Source organism: Chryseobacterium paludis, assembly GCF_025403485.1.
Taxonomy (GTDB): domain Bacteria; phylum Bacteroidota; class Bacteroidia; order Flavobacteriales; family Weeksellaceae; genus Chryseobacterium; species Chryseobacterium paludis.
The window spans coordinates 3,973,668-3,995,097 of sequence record NZ_CP099966.1 but is presented as its reverse complement, the minus strand read 5'-3'; the positions used below and the strand labels follow the sequence as shown (position 1 = coordinate 3,995,097).

Annotated in this window: 20 protein-coding genes and 1 pseudogene; 6 read left to right on the top strand and 15 right to left on the bottom strand. The window is 33.9% G+C overall.

The genetic code is table 11. The features are described 5' to 3' along the window. Positions 1-3 precede the first annotated feature (3 nt). Positions 4-1,680 carry a T9SS type A sorting domain-containing protein gene (locus NG806_RS18170; RefSeq protein WP_261510964.1) on the top strand — a complete coding sequence of 559 codons (1,677 nt, stop codon included), beginning with the start codon at positions 4-6 and terminating at the stop codon, positions 1,678-1,680. A gap of 71 nt (positions 1,681-1,751) precedes the next feature. Here the strand turns inward: NG806_RS18170 and NG806_RS18165 are convergent, their stop codons facing one another. The 7 genes and pseudogenes from NG806_RS18165 to NG806_RS18135 form a co-directional block, all read right to left on the bottom strand. After that, entirely contained in the window at positions 1,752-2,171 is a 420-nt protein-coding gene (locus NG806_RS18165) for an OsmC family protein (protein WP_261510963.1), read from the bottom strand. 82 nt (positions 2,172-2,253) lie between these two features. Next, positions 2,254-3,576, bottom strand: a complete 1,323-nt coding sequence (locus NG806_RS18160; RefSeq protein ID WP_214831184.1) for a DUF58 domain-containing protein — start codon at positions 3,574-3,576, stop codon at positions 2,254-2,256. Between the two features lie 74 nt (positions 3,577-3,650). Beyond that, positions 3,651-4,682, bottom strand: coding sequence for an AAA family ATPase (locus tag NG806_RS18155; protein WP_214831183.1), 1,032 nt, complete (start codon positions 4,680-4,682; stop codon positions 3,651-3,653). 71 nt (positions 4,683-4,753) lie between these two features. Next, positions 4,754-5,917, bottom strand: coding sequence for a hypothetical protein (locus NG806_RS18150; protein WP_261510962.1), 1,164 nt, complete (start codon positions 5,915-5,917; stop codon positions 4,754-4,756). A gap of 14 nt (positions 5,918-5,931) precedes the next feature. Further along, entirely contained in the window at positions 5,932-6,726 is a 795-nt protein-coding gene (locus tag NG806_RS18145; RefSeq protein WP_214831181.1) for a DUF4129 domain-containing protein, read from the bottom strand. Continuing rightward, on the bottom strand, positions 6,719-7,678 hold the full coding sequence (locus tag NG806_RS18140) for a DUF4013 domain-containing protein (RefSeq protein WP_251040586.1): 960 nt from the start codon (positions 7,676-7,678) through the stop codon (positions 6,719-6,721). Before NG806_RS18140 ends, NG806_RS18145 begins: the two co-directional genes overlap by 8 nt. Next, positions 7,665-8,647, bottom strand: a pseudogene (locus NG806_RS18135) (stage II sporulation protein M). The gene NG806_RS18140 and the pseudogene NG806_RS18135 overlap by 14 nt, the downstream one beginning before the upstream one ends. A gap of 25 nt (positions 8,648-8,672) precedes the next feature. Here NG806_RS18135 and NG806_RS18130 point away from each other — a divergent pair. After that, on the top strand, positions 8,673-9,422 hold the full coding sequence (locus tag NG806_RS18130) for an RDD family protein (protein WP_214831178.1): 750 nt from the start codon (positions 8,673-8,675) through the stop codon (positions 9,420-9,422). Positions 9,423-9,529: 107 nt separating this feature from the next. Next, entirely contained in the window at positions 9,530-9,820 is a 291-nt protein-coding gene (locus NG806_RS18125; protein ID WP_214831177.1) for a GNAT family N-acetyltransferase, read from the top strand. On the opposite strand, the gene NG806_RS18120 is transcribed toward NG806_RS18125, so the two are convergent. From NG806_RS18120 to smpB, 5 genes are all read right to left on the bottom strand, one after another. Beyond that, positions 9,809-10,780 (bottom strand): glycosyltransferase family protein, encoded by a 972-nt coding sequence (locus tag NG806_RS18120; protein WP_261510961.1) that lies wholly within the window; start codon positions 10,778-10,780, stop codon positions 9,809-9,811. The genes NG806_RS18125 and NG806_RS18120 overlap by 12 nt on opposite strands. After that, positions 10,777-11,604, bottom strand: coding sequence for a UDP-2,3-diacylglucosamine diphosphatase (locus tag NG806_RS18115; protein ID WP_214831175.1), 828 nt, complete (start codon positions 11,602-11,604; stop codon positions 10,777-10,779). Before NG806_RS18115 ends, NG806_RS18120 begins: the two co-directional genes overlap by 4 nt. A gap of 57 nt (positions 11,605-11,661) precedes the next feature. Further along, positions 11,662-12,402 (bottom strand): YebC/PmpR family DNA-binding transcriptional regulator, encoded by a 741-nt coding sequence (locus NG806_RS18110; protein WP_214831174.1) that lies wholly within the window; start codon positions 12,400-12,402, stop codon positions 11,662-11,664. Between the two features lie 95 nt (positions 12,403-12,497). After that, entirely contained in the window at positions 12,498-14,006 is a 1,509-nt protein-coding gene (locus NG806_RS18105) for an OmpA family protein (protein WP_261510960.1), read from the bottom strand. A 77-nt stretch (positions 14,007-14,083) separates the two neighbouring features. After that, on the bottom strand, positions 14,084-14,542 hold the full coding sequence (smpB, locus tag NG806_RS18100) for an SsrA-binding protein SmpB (RefSeq protein ID WP_214831172.1): 459 nt from the start codon (positions 14,540-14,542) through the stop codon (positions 14,084-14,086). Positions 14,543-14,660: 118 nt separating this feature from the next. On the opposite strand from smpB, the gene NG806_RS18095 reads away from it, so the two are divergent. After that, complete coding sequence (locus NG806_RS18095; protein WP_214831171.1) at positions 14,661-16,283, top strand: ABC-F family ATP-binding cassette domain-containing protein; 1,623 nt, start codon at positions 14,661-14,663, stop codon at positions 16,281-16,283. 71 nt (positions 16,284-16,354) lie between these two features. Here NG806_RS18095 and NG806_RS18090 read toward each other — a convergent pair whose 3' ends face one another. The 3 genes from NG806_RS18090 to NG806_RS18080 form a co-directional block, all read right to left on the bottom strand. Further along, positions 16,355-17,167, bottom strand: a complete 813-nt coding sequence (locus tag NG806_RS18090) for a M48 family metallopeptidase (RefSeq protein ID WP_214831170.1) — start codon at positions 17,165-17,167, stop codon at positions 16,355-16,357. Positions 17,168-17,276: 109 nt separating this feature from the next. Then, the gene (locus NG806_RS18085) at positions 17,277-18,092 is read right to left on the bottom strand and encodes a ferritin-like domain-containing protein (RefSeq protein WP_214831169.1); all 816 of its coding nucleotides are present in this window, start codon (positions 18,090-18,092) and stop codon (positions 17,277-17,279) included. Positions 18,093-18,118: 26 nt separating this feature from the next. Beyond that, complete coding sequence (locus tag NG806_RS18080; protein ID WP_214831168.1) at positions 18,119-18,826, bottom strand: ferritin-like domain-containing protein; 708 nt, start codon at positions 18,824-18,826, stop codon at positions 18,119-18,121. A 260-nt stretch (positions 18,827-19,086) separates the two neighbouring features. Here NG806_RS18080 and recJ point away from each other — a divergent pair, with 260 nt between their 5' ends. Together recJ and nadD are read left to right on the top strand one after the other, a co-directional pair. After that, on the top strand, positions 19,087-20,799 hold the full coding sequence (gene recJ / locus NG806_RS18075) for a single-stranded-DNA-specific exonuclease RecJ (RefSeq protein ID WP_214831167.1): 1,713 nt from the start codon (positions 19,087-19,089) through the stop codon (positions 20,797-20,799). Positions 20,800-20,813: 14 nt separating this feature from the next. Next, positions 20,814-21,398 (top strand): nicotinate (nicotinamide) nucleotide adenylyltransferase, encoded by a 585-nt coding sequence (gene nadD, locus NG806_RS18070; protein WP_214831166.1) that lies wholly within the window; start codon positions 20,814-20,816, stop codon positions 21,396-21,398. The last annotated feature ends 32 nt before the right edge of the window (positions 21,399-21,430 follow it).

Here is a 21,430-nt window from a genome sequence, read left to right as displayed (position 1 = left end):
TTTATGAAAGGAAAACTACTACCTGCTGCATGCCTGGTATTATCAAGCATGTTCATTCATCAGATTAATGCTCAGGAATATCAACCTATTCCCATCCAAAGTGGATATAATGCTGATGTTATCGCGAATGGAATTGGAAGTTCAACGACTTCTACTAACAATGATGTAGATGGTGTCAATTATGCCTTTGTTTCGAGAGACTTTCAATTAACTTCTACCAGCACACCATTGACGTATGGTTTACCTATTAGTGGAATGTTCAATTCTGCCGTCAGCTCTACCCCTGGATTAGGTTATCAATTAGCTTCTTACAGTGGCAATAATGTTTTAAGACTTGAAAATACAGCTGATTCAGGAACTCTTACCTTTTCGACACCTATCCCGGCAATAAACTTATATATGCTGGCAACAGGAGGCAGCGGAGCCTGTACCGTGGATGTAAGCGTTAACTTCGCCGACTCCTCAACACAGTCATTTACCGGAATCAATATTTCCGATTGGTATTACGCAGCAAATTTTGCCATTCAGGGGATAGGAAGAATTAACCTCAATAATGACAATTTGGAATCTGGTGGTGGAACAGAACCCCGATTGTATCAAATCCCTCTTGCTATTGATGCTGCTAATCAGTCTAAAAACATCCAAAGTGTAACTATCACAAAAACCGGTACTGGCGGAATTCCAAATATTTTTGCATTCTCCGCCGATGTATATAGTTCCTGCCCTTCACCTTCAAATATTACGTATACTTCTACAATGAATAGTGCAACTTTAAGCTGGACAGCGCCAGCAACAGCGCCATCTTCAGGTTACGATTACTATTACAGCAGCACACCAACGGCACCAACTGCAACTACAACTCCTACAGGAAGTGTTGCCGCTGGTACCACTACCGCAACCCTGAACTCATTAACCACAGGGGAGACTTACTATTTTTGGGTGAGATCAAATTGCGGTGGAACTAAAGGATTCTGGAAAATGAAAGAATTTACGGTAGGACAGATATCTTCTACTTATACAATCGGAGATATTAATACGATGTACAATATAAACCCAACAATAACAGCAACCACCAATTGCGCTGGAGCTGTAACCGTTAGTGTACCTACTGGTTATAAAATAAAATCTACCGCTGTTTCTTATACAATGTCTACTGTCGCAAACGGGTGGATGTCTGAGCAAAGAAGTTTACTAGTTTGTTTAAATAATAACACCTCCGAAACAGCAATAACAAGTGGTTCAGGTGGTAATTCAGGAACCTATTCTTATAACAGAACGGCACTGTCTTTAGCAAATGACCTTACCGGAGATGTCAATTTTGAACTTAGAGCCTGGAGAACTTATGGCAGTTCGGATTGTAATGCAGATTATAACAAGGTTGACAATAACACATTTACAGTTACAGTAACACTGGAACCTCTTATCCTGGCTGTAAATGAAGTAAATGCTAAAGCTAAAGAAAGACTAGCTTACCCTAACCCTTTCACTGATGTTCTCTTTCTTGAAAATTTTGCAGATATAAAACGTATTACCCTTACTGATCTTTCAGGAATTACCGTAACAACAATTGACAACCCTTCCTCAACGATACATTTAGGCGGAGTTAAATCAGGAGTTTATATCTTAACTGCAACCATGAAAGACGGTTCTTTTAAAAGTTCTAAAATAATTAAAAAATAAAACTAACAACCATCAATAATAAAAAAACCGGATTGACTATCCGGTTTTTTTATTTTGTCTTATATCTAGAATTAAATCTTTTCACCATTTACAAAAACTTCATAACCAATTTCTACATTAGGTTCTAAAGTTTTAGAAACTGAGCAGTATTTTTCAAATGATAATTGTGCTGCTTTTAATGCTTTACCAGGATCAACAGTACCCTCTAAAAAAAATTTAACTTTAATTGCCTTAAAAGGTTTTGCTTCTTCTATCTGAACTCTTTCACCTTCAACTTCAGCTTTAAAGCCAGTAATTTCCTGTCTTTGTTTTTTTAATATAGAAACGACATCTATTCCGCTACATCCCGCAACTGCCATTAAAACACTTTCCATTGGAGAAACTCCTTTTGCTCCTGGCTGAGAAGTATTGTCCAAAAGAATAGAATTCCCCTGAGAGTTGGTGCATTCAAATAAAAAATCGTCGTTTATTCTGTTTAATGTTATTTTCATTGTCGTATTTATATTTAAGATCATTAGAATTCGTCTGCAATTTAAAAGGCAGACAAATCGTAGAATATTTATATGTACAAAATTATAAAATTCCCCTCGCTTTTATCTCCAAATATTTATTGATAACGTCGATATTTAAATTTTCAGGAAGGGTATATACCGTGTAGATCCCATATTTGCGAAGTTCCTGGATAATCAGTTTCTTTTCAAATTCAAATTTCTCTGCAATAATCTCGTCATAGATGTCCTGCATACTTTCAGGATTCCTATGAATTAAAGTCTGAAGTTCTGAATTTTTAAAGAATACAACAACCAGCAAATGGTTCTTCGCAATACCACGAAGATATTTCAACTGCCTGTTTAATCCATCTAATGTTTCAAAATTAGTAAATAGCAAGATCAGACTTCTTTGATTGATCGAATATTTTACATCCTGATAAAGTCTGTTAAAATCACTTTCAAAAAAATTGGTTTTGATGTTATAAAGAGATTCAGAAATTTTCTTTAACTGACCTGATTTATTTTCAGCAGCTATTTTATTTTCAGTTTTTTTTGAGAAAGTCATCATTCCCGCCCGATCTCCTTTTTTCAAAATGATATGAGACAAAGCCATTGTTGCATTAATTGAATAATCTAAAAGACTCAATTCTTTAAAAGGCATTTTCATGGTTCTCCCAGTATCGATCAACATAAAAATACGCTGTGACTTTTCATCCTGAAATTGATTAACCATAAGACGATTGGTCTTTGAGGTTGCTTTCCAGTTAATCGTTCGAATATCATCACCCGGAACATAATCTTTAATCTGCTCAAATTCCATGGTATGCCCCAGCTTTCTGATCCTTTTAATACCACCCAACAAAAACTCACTCTGAAGCGCCATCAGCTCATATTTTCGGAGATGAATAAATGATGGGTAAGCAGCAAGGTTTGCATCCTTTTGAAATCTATATCTTTTTGAAACGAAGCCTATTGGTGAAGCCGCATAAACATTTAAGCTTCCAAAATTATACTCCCCCCTTTCTTTAGGTTCTAAAGTATACTGAAAATAGGTATTTCTTCCTGAAGCAATTTCTTTACGGATCAAAAAATCCCTTTTTTGAAACTGAAACGGAATTTCATCAATGATCTTGGTACTGATCTTAAAACTGTAGTTATTTTTAATATCTACCTTTATTGGATTCTCATCTCCATTAGATAATTTCTCCGGCAATATTCTTTGTGCTAAAATTCCGTCCTTCTGATTAAAAAGAAGAAGAAAATCAACCATTGATGCTAGAAAACAAAGTAATAACAGAATATGAGCAATGTAGATGATGAATGGAAAGAAAAATGCAAAAACATAGAGTATCCCCACTCCTATGAGTGCGAAGAAAAAACGGTTATTAATGTATAAGTTTTTCATTTTCTCAGGGTTGCAGCTGTTATGATTAAGGAATTAGATCTAAAGCTTTTATCAGCTAATCCCTAATTCTTAACCTACCTTGGTATCTCTATTCCTTCTAAAATTTGTCTAATAATTTCATCAGCACTTAGACCTTCCATTTCTCTTTCCGGCGAAACAATTACCCGGTGTCTTAGCACTGCATAGCTTGCCTCTTTAATATCTTCAGGAGTTACAAAATCTCTTCCTCTTAATGCCGCAAAAGCTTTTGAAGCTGTTAGCAATGCTAAGCTAGCTCTTGGAGATGCTCCCAAGTATAAAAACTGATTTTCTCTGGTATTCACTATAATTTTAGCAATGTATTCCATTAACTGAGCCTCAACAATAATTTCCTTTACCAACTGCTGATAATTTTTTAATTGCTGGGCTGTTATTACTTTTCCTACAACTTCCGTTTTATCTTCCGTTCTACTTTCGTGTTGATTTTTAATAATTAAAATCTCTTGTTGAAGATTTGGATACCCAACATTTATTTTAAATAAAAACCTATCTAATTGCGCTTCCGGAAGCCTATATGTTCCTTCATGCTCAATAGGATTCTGTGTAGCTACCACTAAGAAAGGCTCTTCCATTGTGTATCGGATTCCATCCATTGTAATCTGCCTCTCTTCCATTACTTCAAACAAAGCAGCCTGAGTCTTTGCCGGAGACCTGTTAATCTCATCAATTAAAATAAAGTGTGAGAAGATAGGTCCTTTTTTAAATTCAAATTCGGAATTTTTAACATTAAAAATAGAGGTTCCTAGTATATCTGAAGGCATTAAATCAGGGGTAAACTGAATTCTGCTGAAATCAACATCAATTGTTTTAGCCAATAATTTTGCCGTAATCGTCTTAGCAACTCCAGGAACTCCTTCAATCAGAACATGACCGTTTGATAGAAGAGCAGCAAGAAGGTGTTCTACCATACTTTCCTGTCCTACAATTACTTTAGCAATTTCAGACTTTACTTTTTCTAAACTTACCCGAAGTTCAATCATATCGATTCTCGACTGAAAATCGTTTTCTTTTTTATCAAGATTTATAGAACTTTGATTTTCTAAATTTTGATTTTCAAGGTCTTCCATAAAATTTTAATTTATCATTTGACAATATATCAATTTACCAATGATTGATAAACCATTACATTGTTATATTATTATCGTAATATTTCATCCAAGACTTTATTGAGTCTTGTAAGATCCTCCTTCATCACACTGGCGTACGGATCCTGAGCTTTTCGGATCAGATCCAGTGCTTCATTGATCATTTCCATTGTTCTTCCTGTTTTCAACTGCAGCTTTTTGGCAAATTCATTATCTAGGTTTTGTGTGTCAATAAGAAGATCCAATCTTACTTTATTCAGGAAATACTGAGCTTTCTTGGCCATCATATCATGAAAGTCTCCTTCCTGAAGATAAAGATTTCCAATACTTTTCACAAAATCTACAGAGGTATTTTTTAAAGGTTCCATAATTGGAACAATCCGTTGTTTTCTTTTTGCATTGAAGAAAATAAATAGGATCAATCCCCCAAGGAATACCCACCATGCATATTTAAGAGCTGGTTTTGAGAGTATAAATCTCATAAAAAAACGGGAAGAAGCTTTGGCGCTTGCTGCCTCTACAAACCAAAGTGTTTCTTTGTCATTAAGATACGAAAAAACATCTTGTGCGTATCTAATATTTCCGGGCTTAAGAAGATAATAGTTAGTGAGGAAAAGTGGCTCGCTGTGGACATAAATATTTCCTTTCCCAAATTTCACCTTGATAAAATTAGCCTGATCTGAATTATTTTTTTCAACCGTTTTTCCTAAAACTTCCACACCAGGTTTAATGTAAGAGAAACCACGTCCCGACGGGAATTTATCCAGGATCATAAAATCATTCAGATATTTTTTATCTGTAAGCTTTAAAACATTTTGCTCATCAAAAGAGATCTGAGAAATATAATAACCAATACTATCCGAAATCTCTTTTGGAATTTTATTTACGATCAGCATCGCATCAGAACCCTTGGAAACTTCACCTAATATACTACGCCACGATTGTTTATCTATTTCTTTTTCGACAACTAAAATATTGTGAAGATCTTTTTTGTTCTCATTGTAATAATCATAAGGCGTCTCATCAATCTTTTTAAGATGTGTTTTAAAAAGATCTTTTACTTCTTTATTAAATACGAACAATCCAAAAGGAGATTTTTCATTAGGATCAAAGTTTTTACGCCAATCTGTAACCTCCTTTTTATTAACTTCAAGCAATGCCAAGATCACCATGATAATGATGAAAATTATAGCATATATTTTGAAAGTTTTATTCATTCTTAAAAATTTAACTATGGTTTAAACCTCTGATATTGGTTTTTAAATTTTAAATAATCCTCCTCATTGATAATGAACTCTCCATACCATACATAATCAAATATATACGAAAGGTTTGAAAATTCATTTTTTAGATGTGGAACTTTAAGTTCTGCAACATAATCTTTATTCGTTTTTTCAGGATTCCAGATGATCGACTTCCTATCGCTCAATTTTTTAAGAACAAATAAAAACTGATAGCGAACCGCTGAACGATAATCTCCCGTTCTTTCAAACTTTGCGATGCTTTCAGGGAAATTAATCTCATGAATATTTTCGTGCAGTTCTTCTTCTTTAATATTTACTTTTTTATTCTTTCGTCCAAAGAAAAAATTCCCGTCTTTACCTAATAAGTATCTAATAATAAAATACAATAAGAATCCAACTAGAAGTATAGCAAACAAACGAATCACAACTGTAGTGATCTTAGCTGAAGTTCCAAAGCTGTTCTCACCAAAAATACTTTCGATAATTTTGGCAAGTTTTCTTTGCAGTTTTTGCCAGAATGATTCTCGGGGTTTTATAGTTGTATAATCGAACTCTTTCCCTTTGTATCTGGCTTTAAGATTCTCTTTGAATTTTTTTGGATAAACTGTATTCTCAGAAATCGGATGTTCAATCAATACAGAATCTGCACGGTACATATTATTATAATGTCCGGTACTCAAAGAATCTTCTATATATTCCTCAGCAATGGGAGAATCGTCATTCTGAGCATATGTAAATCCAATTGAGAAAAAGATCAGTAAGAAAAAAACAATCTTATTCATTAATACCAATGGTTTCTATTTCTGCAAGTTCTACCTTCTGATGAAGGTCTGACCTGCTGTCGTAATACATCAATCCTGAATTGACATACAATAAATTTGAAAGAACAAATGACAATAACATTGAAATTCCATAGATCACAAAAAATAATATTCCCATTGTTCCCTGAAAAGGATTTTGTTCAAAATTACCATCAGGAGCTGAAGTGAGAATTGAACTATAGAAAAATATCATTGGAATAAATGTGAAAATCGTAGTAATCGTATACATGATAAGAAAGACAATTGTCGTAGCCCCCCAATACTTCCAATACGGAGACTTTTCTCTTCCGTTCTTATAAGAAAACTGTGACCGTATTGCATAGCTCAAGCTTTCAAAAAATCCTCTCTCACTATTAAAATAGTCATACATCAAGAATGTAACAACATTAAATAATGTTGGATAAACCAACAGCATGATGAATAATCCGATAATGATCAATATCAAAGCATAAGATATTCCCGCAATAATAAAAGCTAAAGGAGTAACAATGAATACCATTCCCAAACATAGTATACCTATTCTTCCCGCATTGTTTTTGAAATCACTCAAAATATCATCCGTCCTGATCTTTTCCTCTCCACGGGCGAGCCTTTTCATATAAAAAACAGGATAGAGATAATTAACAATCATCAAAATTAGGAAAAGTAAAAATGTTAATAATCCCACCACAATCAGCATACCCACATTATCTTCAAAGTATTGCTGAAAATAGTAACTATTACCACTCATATTGGATCCAAAAAGCTGTGAAAAAAGTTCTTTATATCCAAATATAAAAATGGTAACCATTAAAATCAACAGTAATCCATTGAGTAGAATATAGTTTTTAAAATAGTTCTTCCCGTATAATTTGAAAAAATTGAAACTATCACTTATAAAAGTTCCAAAGTCTCTTTTTTTATAAAACTGCATCATGTATGTGTTTATTAGTTTTTTTATTGACTACAGCAGGATAGATAAAATAATAATATCCTATGATTGAAAATGATCCTAAAATAATAATCAAATTCAAAAAAAGCGGCATCTTTAAAGCATGCCTTGTGATGTAGCCTTCAATAATCCCGGCACAAATAGTAAAAGGGATTGTACTTAAAAATATTTTGAATGAATCTTTAAATCCATTTTTAAAAGAATTGAATCTGGACAGTGTTTTTGGAAATAAGATTGATGCTCCCAGAATTAATCCACACATCGCTTCAACAACCATAGCGAAAATCTCAAATACACCATGCAGCCAAATACCTCTTGCGCTTTCTTTTAGTGCTCCATAGTCATAAAAAAAATATTGAAAAGCTCCCAACATTATACTATTTGACAACAAAGCATATAACGTCCCTACACCTCCGAAAATACCATAAATAAAAAGCTTAGCTCCTACTCCAATATTATTGAAGATTATACCTATTGTACTTCCCCATGTCGATCCACTCTGATAAACTCCTACTGCATTTCCTTTTTTAATATTTTCTATGGTCTCGTTCACATAACTTTCACCTAGAATAATGTTCACAAAATCTTTATCGTAGATTGCTGAAAGAACTCCTATCGAAGTAAACAGAACAAAAAATAAAAAAGCATATATGAGATATCTTCTGTATTGAAACATGAGTAGTGGAACCTCTGTTTTAAAAAAGTACAAAATCCTGTTTTCTTCTACTCTTTTGTTTTATAAATTTTTTGAAATATCTGTGAAGACAGATGATTTAAATAGACTGTCGTATTACTTTTAGGATAATAAGTCTGTGCAAAAGAAAGATCATTGACAAGATTAATATATAGCGAAGACAGGTCATCCGGATTTTTTTTTATTTTCCCTTGAATAACCTGTTCAATTCCCAACCATTTTTCTTTATTTTGTTTTATGAAATAAACTTCTCTCATAATCTAAGGCTAAAATAATAAAATTATGTCTCAAATTGCGATTAATACCTCACAAAATGTAAATATTAACTTCAACATTGCCAGTGTCGGAGAAAGAATGCTTGCATTTATCATTGATCTCCTAATAAAAGTCGCTTATATCGTCATTACTTTCTATATATTTTTTAACTTTTTTGATTTGGGATATTTATTAAACGGTTTGGATCAATGGTCTCAGATGGCTATTTATATTGCTATTACTTTTCCTGTTTATATTTATCCTGTTGTTCTGGAAAGCCTTATGGAAGGGCAGACGCCAGGAAAAAAAGTAATGAAGATACGGGTGGTGAAAATTGATGGATATCAGGCAAGTTTTGGAGATTATTTGATTCGCTGGGTATTCAGAATAATAGACACTTCTTTTGTTGGTGTTATTGGTTTGATTTCTATGATTGTTTCTAAGAACAACCAACGTTTGGGAGATATCGCATCAGGTACAGCTGTGATTTCACTAAAGAACAGCATCAATATTTCTCATACTATCCTGGAAAATATTCAGGAAGATTATGTTCCTTCATTTCCTCAAGTTATTGCCTTAAGTGACAATGATATGAGAATTATTAAAGACAATTATACAAAAGCTTTAAGAATAGATGACAGGCAGATCATAAGTAAGCTTTCTGATAAGATCAAGAATATTCTAAAATTAGAAATTGACCCTGTAAAAATGACGGAAAGACAATTTATCAATATCGTTATTAAGGATTATAATTACTACACGGGGAAAGATAATTAATTATTTTTTCTTTTAAATTAACTCAAGTGGTTTTTGTTGATTCCATTTTGAGCCAATTTACAAGTCGGTGCAGTTTTTGTACTTTTATTTATATTAAGCTTTTAATTATGAAATTTGAAAATAACAAATCCGGAAATGGCGGAGTTCTTACACTAAATAATGAAATTAAGGAAATTGGCAGGCTTACCTATACTATTTTTCCTGAAGAAAATAAACTTATTATTTCGTTCGTATTGGTTCATCCTGAATTTGAAGGACGAGGAATGGGAAAATATTTAGTAGAAGAAGCTATAAAATTTTCCAGAGAAAATAACTGGAAGGTTTACCCACACTGTTCTTATGCACGATCTGTCATGATGAGAATGAACGATGTTGATGATGTATTTTTAAAGAATTAAAACTTCGTTCACTAATATTTTTTCAATATCATCAGGGTAATCTACTTTGAAATGTTCATCGGAAGCTACCCAAGCCATTATCTCTTCAAGCTTTAAAATTTTAGAGTTTGATATTCCCATTTTATCTAGGGCACAGGCATTACATTCCTGCTCATATTGATTATGAATAGGAATTACAAACAATTTTTTTTCCAAAAAAAGAGCTTCTGCAGGAGCTTCAAAGCCGGCATTACACAAAATACCATCACAATTTTCAAAGCACTTCAAATACTCGACTTCATCAATTGGGAAAACTTCTACATTTTCTACTTTAGCTTTATTTTTGCTGTATTTAGAAAACACCTTCCATTGCACAGGAATCTGTTTTAAGATCTTGATAATATTTTCATCCGAAAAGCTCGGTAAATAGACAAGATAATATCCTTTTTTATCAGGATTAAGGTTACGTATCTTATGTCTTATAACGGGTTTTTTTATTTGAGGATGATAATTTTCAAAATGAAAACCTATTTTCCTTGCACTTGGAACATAGTATTTAAGAATAAGTTCCCCAAGAAAATCTTTTTTCTCAGGTTTTGGAGTCTCAGAAAAACTCATGGAAGCCTGATGACTAAGTTCAATCATTGGGAGTTTTTTCAACTTGCAGGCCCAACCCGTTAAAGGTTCATAGTCATTAATGATCAGATCATATTGTCTTAACTCTAATTCATTGATGGTTTTTACGGCCTGAAAAAATTTATTTTCAGTAAATGTTTTCCTATAGGATAAACCGCCTGTTTTATTATAGAGCAAAGAAATACCCTTATGCTGAAAGTTAATATCGAAATCGGCCTTTAATTGCGATTGATGACCGCTGATTAATGTATCAACCGAAGCATATTTTTTAAGAATAGGAATAATCTCCTGAGCTCTCGCCACATGCCCATTTCCTGTCCCCTGAAATGCATATAAGATTTTCATTCGGAAAAATTAGTTACTATTTTCAAAAGATCACTGGTATCAAGATCCTGAATTTCTTCTGTTTCATCATCTTGAAGCAAATGTTTATGATCATCATAATAGAAAATCTTCCATTCCTTGTCATGATATTCCAAGGCTGATAAATTTTCTATCCAGTCTCCCGAATTAAGATAAGTACAAGAGCCTTTTTTATTGACAACTTTGCGGATTTGAGGTTGGTGTATGTGACCACAGATGACATAATCATAATGATTGTCTATTGCCAGTTCAGAAGCAGTTAATTCAAAGTCTCCAATATATTTTACCGCCTTTTTCACATTGTTTTTGATTTTTTTCGAAAATGAGTATTTTTCTCGTCCCATTTTCTCTAAGACCCAATTTACAACATTATTAATAACAATCAGCATATCATATCCCTTCCCACCAAGTTTTGCAATCCACTTGGAGTGTTGAACTGACGCATCAAATACATCACCATGAAAAATCCATGTTTTCTTTTGATCGATATTAAGACAAATTTTGTTACAGACCTTGAGTTTACCTAGTTCAAAATCGGTAAACTTCCTGAACATCTCATCATGATTTCCAGTGATATAGTATACCTCTGTATTTTTAGTGGCAAACGAGAGGATTTTTTTTATAACCTTTAAATGAGGTTTAGGGAAGTAAGACTTTTTAAATTGCCAGATGTCAATGATATCACCATTCAAAACCAGAATTTTGGGTTGAATTGAATTCAGATACCTTAGTAACTCTTTAGCCTTACATCCATAAGTTCCCAAATGCACATCCGAAATAACAACTAACTCAACATTTCTTTTCATAGTTTTATGCAAAGAAACTAATTGAAAGTTAACTGTATATGAATGTTATATTATTTTTTATAAAGAATTCATTAACTCCTCAGTAATTTCCATATTGTGATACACGTTCTGTACATCATCATCTTCTTCAAAACGGTCAAGCATCTTCATGTTGGCCTTAAACTGCTCTTCAGTAACTTCTTTCGTATTGTTTGGAATTCTTTGAAGTTCCGCACTTTTAACTTCAATTTTAAGCTCATCCAGCTTATGAGATAAAGAACCAAAGTCTTCAAAAGCAGTGGTAATCATTATTTCTTCTTCATCTTTATCAATATCTTCTGCTCCTCCATCAATCATCTCCATTTCAAACTCATCCCAGTCCATTTTAACATGAGCAGGATCAATATAAAAAATACCCTTTCTGTCGAAGATAAATGCCAATTCACCATTCTTTCCAAGGTTACCATCAAACTTATTAAAAATAGCTCTTACATTCGCTACTGTTCTTGTTGTATTATTCGTTGTACACTCTACAAAAAATGCGACTCCTCCTTGTCCGTAACCCTCGTAAGTTACCTCCTCATAGTTTTCAGCATCCGCTCCACTTGCTTTTTTAATTGCTCTCTCTACATTATCTTTAGGCATGTTTGCCCCTTTTGCATTTTGGATACATCTTCTTAAAGCTGGATTTGCTTCAGGATCTGTTCCACCAGCTTTTACAGCTAATGCAATGTCTTTACCAATTTTAGAAAAAGTCTTGGCCATCTTATCCCAACGGGCCATTTTAGAAGCTTTTCTATATTCAAACGCTCTTCCCATTTTTATTTTTAAATTTTCAACAAAATTAGTTAAAAGTATACGAAAAAAAAATACCTCCAAAAAAATTGGAGGTATTCATTATTTAGAAAAATTAATTATTTTTTCTTTTTAGCTGGAGCTTTTTTAGCTGGAGCTTTTTTCTTAGCTGTAGCTTTTTTCTTAGCAGTAGCTTTCTTAACTGGAGCATCAGCGTAATCTTTCTTAGCGATTGTACTCCACTGGCTGTCATCTTCGATAGCAGTTACAACTACTTTTCTATCAGCTTGTCTTTCAGCATCAGAAGCCGTTGCAGGAACTGTAGCTTTAGCTTTACCAACACCTACTGATTTAACAGAGTTAGGATCAACACCTCTTGCATCTAAAGCAGCAACTACAGAAGCAGCTCTTTCTCTAGATAACTTCAAGTTGTAAACTTCAGAACCTTTAGCATCTGTTCTACCTTCTAATAGATAGTGACCTCCATCTTTTTTGATGATATCAGCAGCTCTATCCAATGCTGGTTTAGATTCAGCTTTGATTGTAGCTTTGTTGAAATCGAAATAAAGATTTCTGAATTCTTTTTCTACTTCAGTAGCAGTTTCTTTCTTAGGCTTAGGACATCCGTTGTATTCTGGTAATCCAGGAACTGTAGGACAAGCGTCATCTTTATCTAAGATACCGTCTCCGTCTGTATCTGGCCAAGGACAACCGTTGTTTTCAGCTGGACCTGCAACTGTAGGACAAGCATCATCTTTATCGATAACACCATCACCGTCAGTATCTGGCCAAGGGCAACCGTTGTTTTCAACTGGACCTGCTACATCTGGACATTGATCGTCTTTATCTGGAACTCCATCACCGTCAGTATCAGGACATCCTTGGAATTCTGGTAAACCTGGAGTATCAGGACAAAGATCATCTTTATCTAAGATACCATCCTTATCTCTATCTCTGTTACCAAATCTAAATAATAAAGATGCAGAAGCCTGCCAGAAGTTAGCAACGTTAGATTTATCACCAGGAGTTGATACGTAATCTCCTTGAACACCTAAACCGAAGTTTTTAGTTACCCAGAAGTTAGCACCTGCACCAGTAGAAACTGTAAAGAAGTTAGCTTTACCATTTTCGTTACCAGCATCTCCGTTGTATACTGTCTCTCCATCAACAGATTGTCTTGGGAAAGTAAGAGCAGTATAGTCATGTCTTAAATAGTTGGCACCAACTCTTAAGTAAGGGTCAAACCAAGATTCCTCGTCCCATAAAAGACCTGCAGCTTTAGCTTGGAAACCAAGACCTGTCATCAACATAAATTCTTTCCCCATGTTGAATCTTTTATTATCAACATTTCCTACGGAAGTCTGCCAGTCAATTACTAAACCTTTACCGATGTTTCTAGCAACAGTAAGTTTAGATAATGGAGGAGTAATAGAGAAGTTGTTCATATTGAACATTGTCTTCGTTAAATTTTTTGCAGCAAAAGTATTACTAAAGTCGCTTCGTACTGCCTTATGGTTCTCCGCATGAGCACCAACTCCGATCAACCACGGATTGTTGGTAGTCTGAGCGAATACAGTAGAAGCAACAGTAAGTGCCAATGCTGAAATTCCTAATTTTAGATTTTTCATAGAATTAAATGATTAAATAATTGATATTGCAAAATAAATATAATTTTTCTTTATATACAAAGTTTTTTGAATGATTTTTAACTTTTCTTTAATATTCTATCCAGGGTTCGTTTATTTTCTCTATCTTTTATCGCTTCCCTTTTATCAAAAAGCTTTTTCCCTCTTGCCAAGGCTATTAACACCTTTGCTTTTCCACTATCATTAATATATAACTTTAGAGGTATAATAGTGTTCCCTGCATCTTTTAACTTTTTCTCGAATTTTTGTAATTCTTTTTTGTGCAAGAGCAATTTCCGTTCCCTTTTTGTCTTATGATTGTAAAAAGTTCCTAATTTGTACTCATCGATCATCATATTAATGATGTATAATTCCCCATCAATAAACTGACAGAACGATTCTGTAATAGATGCTTTGGAAGAGCGTAAAGATTTTATTTCTGTCCCTGTTAAAACCATTCCTGCTTCAGTTTCTTCCATGATTTCATATTCGAAACGCGCTCTTCTATTTAATATGTTGACTGTTTTTTCGATCTTCATTAGATTAAAATTTCATTTGAAATATACAAAAATACCTTTCATTTAAAAACTTGACTATTACATTATTATAAAATACCCAAATTCTTTTCGTAATTTTGCGCCAAATTTACAAAACTATATGTTAACAGTATCTAACTTATCTTTACAATTCGGGAAAAGAGTTCTTTTTGACGAAGTAAACATCATGTTTGCTAAAGGAAATTGTTATGGGATTATCGGAGCTAATGGAGCGGGAAAATCAACATTTCTTAAAATATTAACTGGAAAACAAGACCCAACCACAGGAAGTGTATCATTAGAGCCTGGAAAAAGAATGTCTGTTTTAGAGCAGGATCACTTTGCATACGATCAATATAATGTTCTTGAAACAGTACTTAGAGGTAACAAAAAATTATTCGAGATAAAGGCAGAAATGGATGCCTTATACGCAAAAGAAGATTTCTCTGATGAAGATGGTATTAAAGCCGGAGAGCTAGGTGTTATTTATGATGAGATGGGAGGATGGAACTCAGAATCTGATGCACAGACTATGCTTTCCAATGTTGGGGTAAAAGACGATATGCATTGGCAGATGATGAGTGAACTTGAAAACAAGGACAAAGTAAAAGTTCTTTTGGCTCAAGCTCTTTTTGGAAACCCTGATGTATTGATTCTGGATGAACCTACGAATGACCTTGACATTGACACGATCTCTTGGTTGGAAAACTTCCTTGCAGATTATGAAAATACAGTTATTGTTGTATCTCACGACCGTCACTTCCTGGACACAGTTTGTACACATATCGGAGATTTAGATTATGCAAAACTTAATCTTTATACAGGTAACTATTCTTTCTGGTATCAAGCTTCTCAATTGGCAACAAGACAAAGAGCTCAGGCTAATAAGAAGGCCGAAGAAAAGAAAAAGGAACTTCAGGATTTCATCGCAAGATTTAGTTCAAACGTTGCTAAAGCAAAACAAGCAACAGCTAGAAAGAAAATGATCGACAAACTGAACATTGATGATATTAAACCATCTTCAAGAAGGTATCCTGCAATTATTTTCGAGATGGAAAGAGAAGCTGGAGATCAAATTCTAGATGTAAAAGGTCTTGAAAAAACAAAAGACGGAGAATTACTTTTCTCAAATATTGATCTAAACCTTAAGAAAGGAGATAAGGTTGCTGTACTTTCTAAAAACTCTTTGGCCATTACAGAATTCTTCGAAATTTTAGCTGGAAACGTTGAAGCTGATAAAGGAGCAGTTGCTTGGGGAGTTACTACTAATCAGTCGCACATGCCTTTAGATAATACCAATTTCTTTCAAGAGGATATTAATTTAGTTGACTGGTTAAGACAGTTCACTAAAAATGATGAAGAACGTCATGAAGAATTTATGAGAGGATTCTTAGGAAGAATGTTATTCTCAGGAGATGAAGCTTTAAAATCTTGCAAAGTACTTTCAGGAGGTGAAAAAATGAGATGTATGTTCAGTAGAATGATGCTTCAGAAAGCCAACATTTTGTTACTTGATGAACCGACCAACCACTTAGACTTAGAGAGTATTACAACATTGAATAACTCTTTATCTAATTTCAAAGGAAATCTTTTACTGGCATCGCATGACCACGAAATGCTTCAAACGGTCTGTAACAGAATCATCGAATTAACTCCTAACGGAATTATTGACAGAGAAATGAGTTACGACGAATATCTTGCTGATAAAAAAGTAAAAGAATTAAGAGAAAAAATGTATTCTTAAATAATAAGACAACATAAAAAAACAAAAAAATCCTCAAATTAATTTGAGGATTTTTTTGTTTGGTACAAATTCTATTTTGTAAGTTTTGTCGTTGGCAAAGTAACGGTTCCCGGATCTTTCCATAAACCATCTTTTTCCGCTCTTTTCTTAATATTCTGAGCTCTTTTTTCACTATCCGGGTGAGAGTTGAACATCTTTTGAAAACCAGACTGAGTACTTCCTGAAGAAAGTAACGCTAATTTTTTAAATGCTGTATATTCTGCTACTACATTGTATTTATTCGCTTTCATAAAATCATAAGAGTAAGCATCCGCTTCTGATTCCTGTTTTTTACTATGGGAGGCATCTAAGAATGCATTTGCCATCTTACCTACCTGACTGTCATTAAGAGTAGCGACAGTAGATGAAGCTGAAGATGCAGCATCTAATGCTGCTGCTTTTAAATAAGCAGATTTAATAGCGTCTTTTGTGTCTTGATTCTTTACGTGACCAATTTCGTGACCTATTACAGCTAGTAATTCGTCATCCGTCATAACATCCATCAGAGATGAGAACACTCTTACACTTCCATCTGCACAGGCAAAAGCGTTTATATCTGTTACTTTATATACTTTGTAATTAAGATTAAGTCCGTCCTGTGATTTATGTTTACCAAAAAGCTTGTTCAGCCTAACTGTATATGGATCTTTCGCTCCTGCTACAGCATTGTTCTTATCCATCCAATCAACTGATTCTTTAGATAATTTCACAGCATCTTCGTTCGTAAATGTTAATGCTTTTGCTCCTTTAGTAGCTACATCTGTAATTTTTCCTAGGCTAATCTTTTGCCCTTGAAATGTATGTACTGCTCCAATTAAGCATACACATAGAATAATTTTTTTCATATTTAATTAAATTTTGGTTTAGGCAGCGAATATATCATTTTTTTAACGAAAAAAATCCTTTTCCGAAAAATTCCAGAAAAGGACTTACACCTAATATTAAGAAACCACTTTACACAATAAATAATGATGCAATTGATGTTGCATCACTGCCACTCAAAACTTCGTCATAAGCGGCAGATCCTGCTGCAGCTCCAAATGCAGTCGCGGTATTATATCCACCTTGGTTTGTGTTATCTTCACCTGCGTAAACAGCGTTAGTAGCGGAAGGCATATTTCCACCATTTGCTAATTCTATCCAACCTTTATTAGCTCTCATTCTTCTCACTTGCGAAGCATGCCTTGCTTCTACGGAATGAATTTGTAGAGCAGCCTGTAAGACCACTTTATTCGACATTACATTTCCAGCCTGTCCTTTGTATGCTCTTACTCCTGTATCCTCAAAAGCTTGTGCCAGGACAAGAAATTGATTGTAATCTGTAAATGGAGAGAAATTACCTCCAGCCGTAAAATCAAAATTAGGCTTTGCTCCAGGCGTTACGCCTAAAGAGGTAAGAGTACTTTTCAAGAAACCTACATGCGCAGACTCATGCTTAGAGATCTGCATAAAAACTGTACGGTCAGCATTAGGAATCAAACTTGCAGTAGACAGTCCGATCGCATAATATTCGTTTTCCAAATACTCTAAGGTCAAAGCTAATTGTAATGCTTCCGTTAAAGCACTTTTTAAAAAACTTCCAGGAACCGTTACATTTTGAGTTTCAGCTTTTGCAGGAGTCGACATAGCAAGTCCTAATCCTAAAGGGACTGATGCAATAGCTGCTTTTTTACCAAATGATGAAATATTGGTAAGTGTTTCTAATCTTGAAGCTTCTGTTGTAAAAAATTTATCATCAGAAAATTTATCTAGTAATTTTAGAATGTTCATAATAGTACGTTTTAAAAGTGAATAATTTAGTTAATGCCTCTTTCCTTCCATGTAAATGGAGTTTTTATAAATCCTCCAGCTGCCATTACCACATCTTTTGGTTCTTTAGCTACATCTAATCCGTTGGCATCAATCACATCATCTCCGGAAAAATCTGCTGATCCAGGATTAATAAGATTTCTTATTGCCGATGCATGTCTTGCTTCTACTGAAACAATTTTCCCTGCAATCACTAAATATTCTGGATTTGTAATATATTTTCCTGCTGCATTATAGGCCGCAACACCCGTGTCTTCAAGAGCTTTTGCTGTAGCCAGTACAGAACTTCTATTATTAAAATTTACACTTGGATATTGAAATTCAAGTGTTGGCAGTACATTAGCTGTTACTCCACTTATTGCCGCTTTAAAGAAATCACGGTGTATCACTTCATGATGGTACAGATCTGTAAACAATTCTTTTTCAGCGGTTGAAATTCCTGAGTAAAAATTATTGACCACTTTCGTATAAAAATCTGCTTCCAACTGTTCAAGGGCATAAGCATAATTTAATACACCTACATCTCCTTTTCCAAGATCGAATACCTGGTTATCCACCATCTGGAAATCATCATCATCACACCCCACTAATGCAAGACCTGCCATAGCCAGACCAATGCCACCTAGTTTTAAGAAGTTTCTTCTGCCTGTATCCAGGGTGGTTCCCTGGTTAGAAATATTAATTGTCTTTTTCATAATATTAATTTTAAAGTGTTTAGTTATTTAATATCATTTACGATAATTAATTAAGTTTGGATTTACTAAATCTAAAATTTTATTAATTTTTATTAAAGTTTTCTTATTTCACTTATTAAATACATAAAAATCATGAGTCCGAATATTTAAAATAAATTGAAACTAAAATCAAATTTTCGTGTTATAAATTCTTTATTTTATATTCTCATATTAACAGTTTATCATTACTTTTTAAAATATATTTTCCCTATTTTTGTGAAATGAGTCAAAAATGGATTTTCAGACCTGAACCCGATGAAGAAGTTGTGGACAGATTAAGTTCGTCACTTGGTTTTGGAACTTTTGAATCTAAGCTTCTCGTTCTCAGAGGAATTGACAATTATCAAAAGGCCAGAGAATTCTTTAAACCAAATCTTACCGATATACACAGTCCGTTTTTAATGGCTGACATGCAAAAAGCCGTGGAGCGGATTGCAACCGCAATTGAAAATGGCGAAAAAATATTAGTTTACGGCGATTATGATGTAGATGGAACTACAGCCGTTGCTTTGATGTATTTATACCTCAGCAAAATAGTTCAAAAAAAATACCTTGATTATTATATTCCGGATAGAAATTCAGAAGGGTATGGAATCTCAACAGAGGGAATCGATTTTGCAAAAGAAAATGGATTTTCATTAATCATTGCTTTGGACTGTGGTATAAAAGCGATTGATATGATCAGCTACGCTCAGAATCTGGGTGTGGATTTTATTATCTGTGATCACCATTTACCTGGTGATGAAATCCCCAATGCCGTTGCTGTTTTGGATCCCAAGAGAAATGACTGCAGGTATCCTTTTAAGGAACTTTCAGGATGTGGTGTGGGTTTCAAATTATGTCAGGGATTAAATACAATTTATAAAATTCCAGATGCAGAATTATTTGAACTAACGGATCTTTTAGCTATTTCTATTGCTGCTGATATTGTTTCAATGACAGGAGAAAATAGAGTTTTAGCTAAAATGGGATTAAAAACCCTTAGAAAAACAAGAAATCTAGGATTAAGACTTTTAATTCCTGAAGATAAACTTTCCCATTTTGAAATCTCAAACATTGTTTTTGAGATCGCTCCTAAAATTAATGCTGCAGGAAGAATTTCACATGGTAAAGCTGCTGTAGAGCTGATGGTTTCGGATAATCTGAAACATGCTCATCAGATCGTAAGTGATATTATGGGACTTAACGATGAAAGGCGTGAGCTGGATATGAACTCTACGCTTTCTGCACTGAATCAAATTATTGAATCACAACAGGAGACGAAACTTACCACGATCGTTTACCACCCGGAGTGGAACAAGGGCGTCATTGGTATTGTAGCTTCCAGACTTATTGAAACTTACTATAAACCAACACTTGTTTTTACAGATGGTAATAATGGGGAGATGGTAGCTTCAGCAAGATCTGTATCGGATTTCGACGTACATGAAGCATTAGACCTTTGTTCAGAATATTTTCTGAAGTTTGGCGGACACCATGCTGCGGCGGGACTTTCAATGGAGAAATCCAAATTTGAAGCTTTCAAAGAAAAGTTTGAAAAAGTAGTCGCTGAGAAAATACAGGAACATCAGAAAGAGTCTTCTATTATAATAGATTCTGAAATTGAAATCGATGATATTAATAGAGAGTTTATTAATTTTCATAGAAAATTAGCTCCTTTTGGTCCACATAATATGAAACCCAATCTGGCTTTAAAAAATCAGAAGCTTTCAGGATATATAAAAACAATGGGGAAAGATAACAACCATGTTAAGTTTTATATAAAACAAGAATCTACAGGCAGGAATATTGAATGTGTTGGTTTCAAGTTAGGACAGTTCTCAGAAGATTTCAGAAACAAATATTTTGATTTAGCATTTACTTTAGAAGAAAATCACTGGAAAGGCAATGTAACGCATTACCTCAATATAAAGGATGTAAAATTTAGAGATTAGTCTTTAATTTAATAATGAAAAAAATAGGCCTCTTTTTCGGTTCGTTTAATCCAATTCATATTGGACATCTTATTTTAGCCAATTATATTTTAGAAAATTCGGATATGGATGAATTGTGGTTTGTTGTAAGTCCACAAAATCCATTTAAAGATAAAAAATCATTATTAAAAGATCATAACAGGTTAGACATGGTTCAGGCTGCCATAAAAAATTATCCCAACATGAGGGCTTCAAATGTAGAGTTTTCTCTACCGAGGCCAAGCTATACTATCGACACCCTTACCTATCTTACAGAAAAGCACCCGGACTATTCTTTTAGTTTAATTATGGGTGAAGATAATCTGGATAATCTTCATAAATGGAAGAATTATGACCTGCTGATCAAGAATCATCATATCATTGTTTATCCAAGAGTTTTTGAAGGTGAGAAAAAAGATTCAGAATATTTACAGCATGAAAATATTTCATTGATCAAGGCTCCTGTTATTGAGATCTCAGCCACCGAAATTCGCAATATGGTCAAGCAAGGTAAAAATGTCAGACCTATGCTTCCGCCAGAAGTTTTTGAATATTTGGATGGTAGCAGTTTTTATAAGTAATTTTGCAATTCAGGAAATGGGTTTGAGGATTT